The organism is Pilosibacter rotomagensis (genome assembly GCF_045062245.2).
Classification (GTDB): domain Bacteria; phylum Bacillota; class Clostridia; order Lachnospirales; family Lachnospiraceae; genus Pilosibacter.
Window position 1 is genome coordinate 638,540 of the sequence record NZ_CM170323.1, and the last position, 13,121, is coordinate 651,660.

General features: G+C 49.1%; 10 protein-coding genes and 1 pseudogene. All 11 read left to right on the forward strand.

Features of this window, described 5'->3' with window-relative positions:
* Window positions 1-232 precede the first annotated feature (232 nt).
* The 11 genes and pseudogenes from ACI3EW_RS02780 (at window position 233) to ACI3EW_RS02830 (ending at window position 12,869) form a co-directional block, all read left to right on the forward strand.
* Entirely contained in the window at window positions 233-1,402 is a 1,170-nt protein-coding gene (locus tag ACI3EW_RS02780) for a cation diffusion facilitator family transporter (RefSeq protein ID WP_118530055.1), read from the forward strand.
* Between the two features lie 179 nt (window positions 1,403-1,581).
* Window positions 1,582-2,637: a DUF6612 family protein gene (locus tag ACI3EW_RS02785; RefSeq protein WP_147352714.1), complete on the forward strand. Its 1,056-nt coding sequence runs from the start codon at window positions 1,582-1,584 to the stop codon at window positions 2,635-2,637.
* A 297-nt stretch (window positions 2,638-2,934) separates the two neighbouring features.
* On the forward strand, window positions 2,935-4,026 hold the full coding sequence (locus ACI3EW_RS02790) for a glycosyltransferase family 2 protein (protein WP_118530370.1): 1,092 nt from the start codon (window positions 2,935-2,937) through the stop codon (window positions 4,024-4,026).
* A 147-nt stretch (window positions 4,027-4,173) separates the two neighbouring features.
* A pseudogene (locus tag ACI3EW_RS02795) lies at window positions 4,174-4,713 on the forward strand (collagen-like protein); the annotation flags it as partial.
* A gap of 484 nt (window positions 4,714-5,197) precedes the next feature.
* Complete coding sequence (locus ACI3EW_RS02800; RefSeq protein ID WP_118297454.1) at window positions 5,198-5,608, forward strand: PaaI family thioesterase; 411 nt, start codon at window positions 5,198-5,200, stop codon at window positions 5,606-5,608.
* Window positions 5,609-5,985: 377 nt separating this feature from the next.
* Window positions 5,986-6,405, forward strand: a complete 420-nt coding sequence (gene rpsL, locus ACI3EW_RS02805) for a 30S ribosomal protein S12 (protein ID WP_118297453.1) — start codon at window positions 5,986-5,988, stop codon at window positions 6,403-6,405.
* A gap of 261 nt (window positions 6,406-6,666) precedes the next feature.
* Window positions 6,667-7,137: a 30S ribosomal protein S7 gene (rpsG, locus tag ACI3EW_RS02810; RefSeq protein ID WP_021905592.1), complete on the forward strand. Its 471-nt coding sequence runs from the start codon at window positions 6,667-6,669 to the stop codon at window positions 7,135-7,137.
* Window positions 7,138-7,152: 15 nt separating this feature from the next.
* Window positions 7,153-9,279, forward strand: coding sequence for an elongation factor G (gene fusA / locus ACI3EW_RS02815; RefSeq protein WP_021905591.1), 2,127 nt, complete (start codon window positions 7,153-7,155; stop codon window positions 9,277-9,279).
* Window positions 9,280-9,418: 139 nt separating this feature from the next.
* Window positions 9,419-10,612: an elongation factor Tu gene (gene tuf, locus ACI3EW_RS02820; protein WP_118530051.1), complete on the forward strand. Its 1,194-nt coding sequence runs from the start codon at window positions 9,419-9,421 to the stop codon at window positions 10,610-10,612.
* A gap of 476 nt (window positions 10,613-11,088) precedes the next feature.
* Window positions 11,089-11,301, forward strand: a complete 213-nt coding sequence (locus ACI3EW_RS02825; RefSeq protein ID WP_215702097.1) for a FeoA family protein — start codon at window positions 11,089-11,091, stop codon at window positions 11,299-11,301.
* Between the two features lie 350 nt (window positions 11,302-11,651).
* Window positions 11,652-12,869, forward strand: coding sequence for a pyruvate kinase (locus ACI3EW_RS02830; protein WP_252197332.1), 1,218 nt, complete (start codon window positions 11,652-11,654; stop codon window positions 12,867-12,869).
* Window positions 12,870-13,121: the final 252 nt, after the last annotated feature.

Below are 13,121 nucleotides of genomic sequence, written 5' to 3' on the forward strand. Positions count from 1 at the left end.
GGAAACAGGAACTTTCCCATAGGCTGATGCATATAAGAACAGCGAGGAGAACATGCGAGATCATGTTTTTCCTCGCTGTTTGAGTATACGGAAGGTTAGAGACAGGCAACTTTTACCAGGGGATATCTGGAAGGATTTCTTTCATTTGCGGATCTTATGATGGTTCGACCTGAATTTCAGGCTTATGTTTTATAGTCTGTATGCAAAGTACAGACTGATTGGAGTGTTTTATATGATTACAATATTATCGAGCTTATTTATAAAAAACAGAGATCAGGTCGGAGACGGCAATGTGCGCCGCGCCTACGGAATGCTCTGCAGCATCGTCGGGATCGCACTCAACGTCTGCCTGTTTGCCGGCAAGTACCTGGCGGGAGTGATCAGCGGATCGATCGCCATCACGGCGGATGCGTTTAACAACCTGTCAGATGCAGGATCATCATTTATCTCCCTGGTGGGGTTCAAATTTTCCGGCATGAAGGCAGATGCGGACCATCCGTTCGGACACGGTAGGATCGAGTATGTGTCCGGCTTCGGCGTTTCCATGATCATCATCCTGATGGGATTTGAGCTCTTAAAGACATCGGTCGGGAAGATCTTTCATCCGGAACCGGTCGAGACAAGCACTCTGGCGGTCGGAATCCTCATTGTCTCTATCTGCGTGAAGGCATATATGTTCTTCTATAACCGTTCCGTGGGAACGAAGATCCAGTCGGAGACGATGAAGGCGACAGCGATGGACAGTATGAGTGATTCCATCGCGACAACGGCAGTCCTGGTCTCGATGGGGATCGCGTATGCGACGGGAGTCAACGTGGACGGATGGTGCGGATGTCTGGTTGCATGCTTTGTTCTCTACGCGGGATATGGCGCTGCGAAGGATACTTTAAATCCACTCCTCGGAGAGGCACCGTCAAAAGAATTTGTCGATGAGATCAAGTCCATCGTACTCGCGCATCCGGAGATCCTTGGGATCCACGATCTTGTGGTACATGACTACGGCCCGGGAAGACGCATGATCTCCCTGCACGGGGAAGTATCCGGTGACAGCGATATTTTTGAGATCCACGATGTGATCGACAGGATCGAGAAAGAATTAAAGAGAAAACTCGGCTGTGAAGCTGTGATCCATATGGACCCGATCGTTGTCAATGACGAGAAGATTAACGAGACGAAAAAAGAGGTCGTGGAGATGATCCGGGAAAATTTCCCGGGTGTCACGATCCACGATTTCCGGATGGTGCAGGGACCAACCCACACGAACCTGATCTTCGACGCAGCCGTTCCGTTCCAATATGGAAAGACAAACGAGGAAGTAAAGAAAGGGATCGCGAAGCTGATCACAGAGAAGTGGAGCAACTATTATGCGGTGATCCAGGCGGAGCAGTCGTATACAGAATAGGAAAGAAATGATAACAGAATCCTGAAGAATTACGGAAAAAATATAAATCCGACATACAAATGAATTGCGGAAGAGAGCGGAACCTGTTATATTGTCAATAGATGCTGCCTGAAGATACAGGCGAAAAAGGTCCTGCGCCGGAAAGGCGTCCGGACGGTAAAAACAAGGAGGTCTCTCTTATGAAAAAGTGGAAAATGGTCCTGACAGCTGCGATGCCGCTTGCAATGGCACTCTCGTTCCCTGCATTTGCGGGTGAGTGGCAGGAAGACATGAACGGCTGGAAATACCAGAATGATGACGGTTCCTACTGTAGAAACGGCTGGTACTGGCTGGATGGTGATCATGACGGCTGGGCACAGTGCTATTATTTCGGAAATACCGGATATGCGATGACTGATTACGGTCGTGCGGACGGTTATGAGATCGACAAGAATGGCGCGTGGAGCGTAAACAGTGTAACCCAGGTGAAGTCGGTTCCGACTGATGTGGAAGAGAATGATCCGGAGGCCATGGAAGTTTACGAGGAAGCGCAGCAGTTAAATGAAACGCTCAAGAGCGAAAATATCGATGTGAACTACCGGATTACAACATCTTATCTTGATGAAACTCTGGATATGACTATGGACATGAACATCAAGATGAGGGAGACGGAAGACGGAAACATCGAATTCCTCTGCGACGGAACATCCAATACACTGGGAACAGAGGTGCCGATCGAGATGTTCTATACGGGCGGCAACATGTATGTGGACATGATGGGAATTAAATATAAGCAGCCGATGTCTTTGGAAGATGCTGCAAAGCAGGCGACCCAGCTCGATATGAACCTGGGTACAGATGTGATCAAAGGTCTAAGAATGTATCAGAACGGCGATACAAAGAAACTTGCCTACAACATCAACGAAGATAAGATCAATGAAGTGATCCAGGCGATCACCGGTGCGACAGCAGAGACATATGCGACTCTCGGTGTTGGCATGGACATGAAGGTCAACGAGGCAAACGGCGAGATGACGATCAACAAAGATGGCTACTACGAGAACATGAAGATCTTCATGGATGTTACAATGAACATTACAGATATGGAGACATCTGAGGTCGATGTGATGAACTACAAGATCGACATGAACATGGACTGCAAGAATCCGGGTAAGGAAGTTCTCTTTGAACTCCCGTCCACAGACGGATTTGAGGAGCTGAATCTTCTGGATCTGACAGGTGAGGAGCAGGAGTAAAAACGGTACATCAGGCTGGGCTCTGCGGATAGACGGCAGACGGGACAAACCTGCAATAAATACAAATGAAGAGTGAATGCCGGAAATAATGCCGGAGAAAACGGGCGCTGCCTTTGAATCCTTATGGATCCAGGCAGCGCCTGTTTATATACGGTGCGCCGGGGGCAGATGGATTCACACAATGGATTCACACAACATGAGAGAACTTTAAGAGAGCTGCCGGTATAAAATATGAAATATTCGGACAGATTTTACAGGATCTCATATATTGATAAAAAGGGACAACAGAGGGAATGTATGGCTTCGGTCAGTTTATGCATGATCGTCCGCAATGAAGAACAGGTCCTTGGAAGATGCCTTTCCTGTGTGAAAGATTTTGCGGATGAGATCATCATTGTCGATACCGGTTCAAACGACAAAACAAAGGAAATCGCGTCATTGTTTACGGATCAGATCTATGATTTTCCCTGGATCGATGATTTTGCGGCGGCGAGGAATTTTGCGTTTCAGAAAGGAACGGGAGACTATCTTTTCTGGCTGGATGCGGATGATGTGATCACGGAAGAAGAGCAAAAGAAACTGATGAAACTAAAAATGCGTCTGGATCAGGAGAAACCGGACGTGGTGATGATGAAATATGCGGTTGGATATGACGGAAGCGGAAGTCCGTCATTTTTCTTTTATCGGGAACGTCTTCTGAGAAGATGCGAAAGAGCGGTATGGAAAGGGCGGATCCATGAGGTGATCGAACCGTTTGGAAAGACAGTGCGGGAAGATATTCTGATCGAACATCGGAAGATCGGGACGGGAGATCCAGACCGCAATCTCAGGATCTTTGAAAAGATGATACGGGAGAAGGGAAAAATCGCGGGCCTGACTGCGCGTGAACACTATTACTATGGAAAGGAACTGTATTACCATAAACGATATAAAGAGGCGGCCGGTGTGTTTTTGACTTATCTGGAAAGGTCTGACGGCTGGCACATCGACCGGATAGATGCGTGCAGGCACGGGGCATTTTGCATGTATCAGCTGGGAAAGCGGGATGAGGCACTTTTTTTTCTGCTCATGGGTCTGCGGGAAGGAATTCCGGGACCGGAACTCTGCTGTGATCTTGGATGGTGGTTCTTTTCCGGAAAGCGGTATGCGGATGCGGAATTCTGGTACCGCCAGGCACTGAAAACGGGAAGATTGGCCGGGGAGGAAGGATTTATCATGCCGGAATACCGCGGGTATATTCCGTATCTCCAGCTTTGCGTATGCCTTGACCGGATGGGAGAGAGAAAAAAAGCGTGCTGGTATAACGAGCTGGCGGAACGATGCCATCCGGGAACGGAAGCGTGCAGAAAGAACCGGGAATATTTTGCACGGATCGGAATGAGAAAATAAAAATGCTGCGGCAGGATCAAGGCCGCGGATGGAGCGATAAAGAGAGCAGGAACGAATATGGACGGGCAGCATAAAGTATAGTAAACGGATATCCGGTTACGGAATATTCGTGAAAAATAAGGAGAAGGAGATTCAGATATGAGAAATATGGATTATGATCCTTATCGTGATGCCGGCTGTATAGGGGAGCGAAATCGCTGTGAAAATGGATGCCAGGGCGCGGGATGCGGCGGAAACTGCGGACGGCCGGGTGGAAACTGCTGCTGCAGAGGTCCGATGGGGCCGAGAGGTCCGCAGGGATGCCCGGGGCCAATGGGACCAGCAGGGCCGATGGGGCCGATAGGGCCACAGGGACCGACCGGTCCGCAGGGATTTCCTGGATATGACGGTGCGCAGGGGCCGATTGGTCCGACAGGGGCGCAGGGCCCGGTGGGAGCGACAGGAGCGCAAGGTCCGGTAGGAGTGACTGGTCCAACCGGAGCAACCGGAGCAGTAGGCCCGGCAGGCCCAGCTGGAGAGGCAGGAGCGCAGGGTCCAACAGGAGCAACCGGAGCAGCAGGTCCGGCTGGAGCGACAGGAGCGCAGGGTCCAACAGGAGCAACCGGAGCAGCAGGTCCGGCAGGTCCGGCTGGAGCGACAGGAGCGCAGGGGCCGGCGGGAGCGACGGGTCCGACAGGCCCGGCCGGAGAGGCAGGAGCGCAGGGCCCGGTGGGAGCAACAGGAGCAACCGGAGCAGTAGGCCCGGCGGGTCCGGCTGGAGCGACAGGAGCGCAGGGTCCGGCGGGAGCGACCGGTCCAACAGGGGCAACCGGAGCGGTAGGCCCGACAGGACCGACTGGAGCAACCGGCCCGGCAGGCCCAACGGGAGCAACTGGTCCAACAGGCCCGGCAGGAACCGTGACAGCGGCAGCTCCGGTCGCGGACGCGACGAGCACGGAAGATGTGGTAGCTCAGCTGAATGCCCTGATGGCAAGCCTTCGGACTGCAGGTCTTCTGGCAGTCGATGATTGAGAATGCCCGGAGAGGAGATCTACAGCCGGATCTCTTCTCCGGTTCTTGCATGGAAGAACTACATATGATAAAATGCAGTCGGAGACAGCAGGTGAACATGCGTGTTTCATGACAGCAGAAAACTGCGCAGCACGTTATGACAGAATTTCAGGAGGCAGAAATGAGTGAAAAGATACAGTACGGGATCGATCCGGACGAATATGTAAAAAATAATCCCTTTATGGAATATACGAATATGAAGATCGAAAAGATCTCACCGGAGTGCAGCGAGATCAGCATGAAGATCACACATGGCGTCACAAACCTGATGGGAATGGTACATGGCGGAATGCTCTACGCACTCGCAGATGTGGTCACGGGACTGACGGCGAGAGCAGATGGAAAGAAGTATGTGACTCAGAGCGCACATGTGAATTTTATCCGGAACGTATCGGAGGGGACTGTCCATGCGAAGGGGATCCTGGTCCGCCGTGGCCGTACGATCACGATCGTGCGGAGTGAGGTGACAGATGAGAAAGGAAATCTCCTTGCAGATGTGACGGTGGACATGTTCTGCCTGGGAGAAAAATAATAGTAAGAAAATACTGTGAACGGCAGCATGGTACTGGACCATGGATGCGGTACCTGACAACACAGGCGCATGCCCGGGATGTGCGGCTGTGGAATGGGGCAGGAAACGGATGATCCCGAGAGATAAAAATGATGGAAAATCCGCTTGGAAAACAGACAAAAACAGCAAAAATCACAAAGGTTAAAAATGAGACAACTCATCCAGGCGTGTCATGGTCGGAAAATGCCGTATTTTCAAAGAAAATTTAAGGTTTCACCTTGACATGCGGAAAATCTCTGTATATAATAATGGGGCGTGCATCGGGTACGTCCCGTTTTTTTGTGCGCATAAAGGCTGAAAGCAGCAACCAACAGTCAATATCACAGGAGGTGAAAAGAATGCCAACATTTAACCAGTTAGTAAGAAAAGGTAGAGAGACTGCTGTAAAGAAATCTACAGCTCCGGCACTCCAGAAAGGATACAATTCCCTTCATAAGAAAGCCACAGATACATCTGCTCCGCAGAAGAGAGGTGTATGCACAGCTGTTAAGACTGCAACTCCTAAGAAGCCGAACTCCGCTCTTAGAAAGATTGCCAGAGTACGTCTTTCCAACGGTATTGAAGTAACAAGCTATATCCCGGGTGAGGGACATAACCTTCAGGAGCACTCCGTTGTTCTGATCCGTGGTGGTCGTGTTAAGGACCTTCCGGGTACCAGATACCACATCATCAGAGGTACTCTTGATACTGCAGGCGTTGCCAACAGAAGACAGGCTCGCTCCAAGTACGGCGCAAAGAGACCGAAAGATAAAAAATAAGGTTATTACAAAGTAATAACTGCTACTCAAATGTAGCGCAGCGGAGTTCAGGTATTCCGTCTCAAGCAGAACGGTCAATAGCTTGAACAACCGCAAGAGGGATCACTAACAGGAATAAAGTGAATGCAGATAACGCATATTAGTGCCGGTGGTATTTGACCTGTGGTTGCAGGAAATAGATAGAAAACCGCGCGCGAACACATTTTATGGAAACATGTGAGTACCGATGATATAATTTTTATAATTAAGGAGGGAAGTAACGTGCCACGTAAAGGACATACTCAGAAAAGAGACGTATTAGCAGACCCGCTTTACAGCAACAAAGTTGTAACCAAGCTGATCAACAACATCATGCTTGATGGTAAGAGGGGCGTTGCTCAGAAGATTGTTTATGGCGCTTTCGAAGAGGTCGCTGAGAAGACCGGTAAGGACGCTGTAGAAGTATTCGAAGAGGCTATGAACAACATCATGCCGGTTCTCGAAGTTAAGGCAAAACGTATCGGTGGTGCAACATACCAGGTACCGATCGAGGTTAAGCCGGAGAGAAGACAGGCATTAGGCCTTCGCTGGATCACTCTCTATTCCCGTAAGAGAAGCGAGAAGACCCAGGTAGAGAGACTTGCAAACGAGATTATGGATGCAGCTAACAACACAGGCGCATCTGTAAAGAAGAAAGAGGAAATGCATAAGATGGCTGAGGCTAACAAGGCATTTGCTCACTACAGATTCTAATAGGAGGAAAAATCCTTGGCTGGAAGAGAATATCCGTTAGAGAGAACCAGAAATATCGGAATCATGGCTCATATCGATGCTGGTAAGACAACAACGACAGAGCGTATCCTTTATTATACTGGTATTAACTATAAGATCGGTGATACTCACGAAGGTACAGCTACCATGGACTGGATGGAGCAGGAGCAGGAGAGAGGTATCACAATCACATCCGCAGCTACGACTTGTCACTGGACACTCCAGGAAAAGACAAAGCCGAAGGCTGGCGCACTTGAGCACCGTATCAACATCATCGATACACCAGGCCACGTAGACTTCACTGTTGAGGTTGAGCGTTCCCTCCGTGTACTTGATGGCGCTGTCGGCGTTTTCTGTGCAAAGGGTGGTGTAGAGCCGCAGTCTGAGAATGTATGGCGTCAGGCTGATACCTACAATGTACCGAGAATGGCATTCGTCAACAAGATGGATATCCTTGGTGCAAACTTCTACGCTTGTGTAGATCAGATCCGCAACAGACTTGGCAAGAATGCAATCTGCATTCAGCTCCCGATCGGTAAGGAAGACGAGTTCAAGGGAATCATCGACCTCTTCGAAATGCAGGCTTACATCTACAACGATGAAAAGGGTGATGATATCTCCGTAACAGACATTCCGGAAGATATGAAGGATGATGCAGAGCTTTACCACAGCGAGCTCGTTGAGAAGATCTGCGAGCTTGATGATGACCTCATGATGCAGTACCTTGAGGGTGAAGAGCCGACCGTTGACGAGATGAAGAAGGTTCTTCGTAAAGCTACATGTGAGTGTGATGCAGTTCCGGTATGCTGCGGTACAGCATACAGAAACAAGGGCGTACAGAAACTCCTTGATGCGATCATCGAGTACATGCCGTCTCCGCTTGACATCCCGCCGATCAAAGGTGTTGACCTTGAGGGCAACGAGGTTGTTCGTCATTCTTCCGATGATGAGCCGTTCTCCGCACTTGCATTCAAGATCATGACAGACCCGTTCGTAGGTAAACTTGCATTCTTCCGTGTTTACTCCGGTACAATGAATTCCGGTTCCTACGTATTAAATGCAACAAAAGACAAAAAAGAGCGTGTTGGCCGTATTCTTCAGATGCATGCAAACAAGAGACACGAGCTTGACAAGGTTTACTCCGGTGATATCGCAGCAGCTGTTGGCTTCAAGTCCACAACGACTGGTGATACAATCTGTGACGAGCAGCATCCGGTAATCCTTGAGTCCATGGTATTCCCAGAGCCGGTTATCGATATCGCAATCGAGCCGAAGACAAAAGCCGGACAGGATAAGATGGGCGAGGCTCTTGCAAAGCTTGCTGAAGAGGATCCGACATTCCGTGTTCATACAGATACAGAAACAGGCCAGACAATCATCTCCGGTATGGGTGAGCTTCACCTCGAGATCATCGTTGACCGTCTCCTTCGTGAATTCAAGGTAGAGGCAAACGTTGGTGCTCCGCAGGTAGCTTACAAGGAGACAATGACTAAGGCTGTTGATGTAGACAGCAAGTACGCGAAGCAGTCCGGTGGTCGTGGTCAGTACGGTCACTGTAAAGTACACTTCACACCGATGGATCCGAACGGCGAAGAGACATTCAAGTTCACTTCTTCCGTTGTCGGCGGTGCTATTCCGAAGGAATACATCCCGGCTGTCGGCGAAGGTATCGAGGAGGCTACAAAGGCTGGTATCCTTGGCGGATTCCCGGTACTCGGCGTAGCTGCAGATGTATACGACGGATCTTACCACGAGGTCGACTCTTCCGAGATGGCATTCCACATTGCCGGATCCATGGCATTCAAGGATGCTATGGCGAAAGGCAACCCGGTACTTCTTGAGCCGATCATGAAGGTTGAGGTTACAATGCCTGAGGAGTACATGGGCGACGTTATCGGTGACGTTAACGCACGTCGTGGACGTATCGAGGGTATGGAAGATATCGGCGGCGGCAAGATGGTTAAGGCATATGTTCCGCTTGCTGAGATGTTTGGCTACTCCACAGACCTTCGTTCCAGAACACAGGGTCGTGGTAACTACTCCATGTTCTTCGAGAAGTACGAGCAGGTACCGAAGAGCGTTCAGGAGAAGATCATCGCTGAGAGAAAGGGCGCTGCGAAATAATCCCACAGGATTATTTCCGGTTTCCTCTTGCATATAGCAAGAATAGGCTTGAAAAACTTTTTCGAATAGAATATAATAGTATTCAGCCTAAGTTAAATATAATAGCCCAATGGGCGCAAATTAAGGAGGACGTTTTAAAATGGCAAAAGCTAAGTTTGAAAGAACCAAACCGCATTGTAACATTGGTACCATTGGACACGTTGACCATGGTAAAACAACATTAACAGCAGCAATCACAAAAGTTCTTGCAGCAAGAGTTGCAGGTAACACAGCTGAGAACTTTGAAGATATCGATAAAGCTCCGGAAGAGAGAGAGCGTGGAATCACAATCTCCACAGCTCACGTTGAGTATCAGACAGAGAAGAGACACTATGCACACGTTGACTGCCCAGGCCATGCTGACTATGTAAAGAACATGATCACTGGTGCTGCTCAGATGGATGGTGCTATCCTCGTTGTAGCTGCTACTGATGGTGTTATGGCTCAGACAAGAGAGCACATCCTGCTTTCCCGTCAGGTAGGCGTACCGTACATCGTAGTATTCATGAACAAGTGCGATATGGTTGACGATCCGGAGCTTCTTGAGCTCGTAGAGATGGAGATCAGAGACCTTCTTAACGAGTACGAGTTCCCGGGCGATGACACTCCGATCATCCAGGGTTCCGCTCTTAAGGCTCTTGAGGATCCGAACGGTCCGTGGGGCGACAAGATCATGGAACTTATGGACGCTGTAGATAGCTACATTCCGGATCCGGTTCGTGACACAGATAAGCCGTTCCTTATGCCGATCGAGGATGTATTCACAATCACAGGTCGTGGTACAGTTGCTACAGGCCGTGTAGAGCGTGGTACTCTTAAACTCAACGATGAGGTTGAGATCGTTGGTATTCACGAGGAGACTCGTAAGACAGTTGTAACTGGTATCGAGATGTTCCGTAAGCTCCTTGACCAGGCTCAGGCTGGTGATAACATCGGTGCTCTTCTTCGTGGCGTTCAGAGAACAGAGATCCAGAGAGGTCAGTGTCTTGTTAAACCGGGTTCCGTAACCTGCCACAAGAAATTCACAGCTCAGGTTTACGTTCTTACTAAAGACGAGGGTGGCCGTCATACACCGTTCTTCAACAACTATCGTCCGCAGTTCTACTTCAGAACAACAGACGTTACAGGCGTTTGCGAGCTTCCGGAAGGTACAGAGATGTGCATGCCGGGCGACAACGTTGAGATGACAATCGAGCTTATCCATCCGGTAGCTATGGAGCAGGGTCTTCGTTTCGCTATCCGTGAGGGCGGCAGAACTGTTGGTTCCGGTAGAGTTGCTACAATCATCGAGTAATTAATTCGAAATTTAATATATAGTATCTCCGTGAGATATTTGTGTCCAAGCGTAAGAGACCCGCAGAACAAAGTTCTGCGGGTTTTTCTGTATTTTGAAAAAACATCAACAGAACGCTTGATCCGCATCCTTGGAGAACCAACCAGAACCTACAAAGATCGGATTTTCGAATGCTATTATCGGACCGAAAAACGGCATTGGAAGTTTATAATGCGATGGAGCATGTTATGTCACAGCTGATATAGAAGATAAGAGTGTATCTGTCCAAAATGCACATAGATAAAGAAGAAGTGTTGTTTCATAGAGCGTGAAAAGATTATCTGCCCCTAACTGGTTTTATGCTTGACTAACCGATAGTTTGAAGAGTATCCTGTAAAAGAAGATACAAAAAGAATAATGCAGAGAAAGATGTCAGACAATATATAGCGAACATAAAAGGAAACTTATTGTAGAGTATAGAATCAGGGGGCGTAATCATGCAGGCTTTATCAACAGCGAAATCCGGGGAACGGTACACGATTAAATGGATGCTTGGAAATCAGCAGGTGATGGATTTTCTTCACCGCCACGATTTCTGCGAGGGGAATGCGGTTGACGTGATCCAACAGAACAATGACTGGATGATCATCGGAAATGATGGATGCAGACTTGCAATCGGATGCGAGGTTGCAGACCGGATCCAGGTGTAAAAGAAAGTAAAAGAGTGAGAACGGCGGTTGGAATTTCGATCATGAGATCGGATAGATCCGGCTGCCGTTTTTCTATGTGTAACGGAATGAGAAGAAAACCATATTTATGTGGATCCAAGGCGCCGGAAGCAATTATGTACAAAATTCGAAACGGATGATTTGCCACGTTTGAAAACTGTTTTTACGAAATTCGAATAACAGATGGTTCCTGCTCGGAAAATCCGGGATCGCGAAGGATCGTTGATGCAACTGCGCAGAGTTACCTGTTTACCAGATGTGAGTGACAAGTGCGATGCCTTATGTTATTCTTGGAACAGAATGGTTATCAGGAGAGTGGGGGAAGAATTACAATGGTAAAAATCTATGGAACACTGGGGCCTGCATGTCAGGATGAAAAGATCCTGACGGAAATGTTTGCGCTTGGAATGACCGGAATGAGGTTGAATTTATCCCATGTGACACTGGCAGAGTCCGGGGAGCTGATCGGGAAGATGAAGTGGGCGGCAGAATCATGCGGGGTGAAGCCGCAGCTCCTGATCGATCTTCAGGGACCGGAGCTTCGCACAGGGGCGGTTGCGGAGCCAATCCTGCTGAAGAATGAAGAAATCGTGGAGATCTGTGCGGCGGCTGATTGGAAGACTGAAAATGAAAGAAATGACAGATGTGGGGATATGGATCTGATTCGTTCAGCAACGGATCAGAAAGATCAGAAGGTTGTTGAATTTTTAGAAAAAAACAGCAGAGAAGAATTAACGGAAACGGCCGATAAAAAGAAAAACAGTGAAAGTTCGCCGGTGCAAAACCGGACATCTGCTCAGAGGATGTCTGCCCGGATCGAGCTGCCGGATATTACGATCCCATACCTGATTCCAGGGCAGGAGATTCTCCTCGATGATGGGAAAATTCACCTGAAGGTTGTGGAAAATTCGGAGAATATAAAGCCGGGAAGTGGAGAAAAACGGAGATATTTCGCAAAGGTACTCTGGGGTGGACTGTTGAAGAGCAGAAAGAGTGCAGCATTTCCGGGAGCGAAGATCAATTCTCCGACACTGACAAAAGCTGATCTTGAAAATATCCGGCTCGCGAAAGAGATGGGCGTAACAGGAGTCATGCAGCCGTTTGTGCGGGGACGGGAAGATCTGGAATGTGTAAAAAATGCTCTGCAGGAAGCCGGAGCTGAGGATGTGAAGCTTTTTGCAAAGATCGAGAATCTGGACGGAGTACGGAAACTGGAAGAGCTGCTTCCGGGAGCCGATGAGATCGTAATTGCCAGAGGAGATCTTGGAAATGCGGTCCATCTTTGGGACCTTCCCAGTGTGCAGAGAGAAATCTCGCAGAAATGCCAGGCGACCGGAAAACCGTTTATGGTGGTGACGCAGATGCTTGCGTCCATGGAGCGGAACCCTGTTCCGACCCGCGCGGAGGTGAATGATATCTTCCACGCGGTGCTGGACGGTGCTTCGTCCGTTATGGTGACTGGGGAGACTGCGGCCGGAGATTATCCGGTGGAGGTGATCCGGTATCTGGTCAATACGGTGAGAAGTGCGGAACTTGTGAGACAAGGGTAGAAAAATGAAGTCAAAAGGCTCTATATCGATCGGTGGTGGATTCCTGGAATCCCACCTGATTATTGATATAGAGCCTTTATTTACGCGAACAACGAGCCAATGTCCGCGCTTGCGCGAGACCTTGGCAACTGTCCGGATAGATCCGGAAAATATGTGGAGTAACGATGCAGTTCAGTGTGGATCAAAGTGGATTGTCTGCGCTGACCGGTGTTTGGTGGAGACAATACCGGGAACGGTTACGGTTGCGGCAGC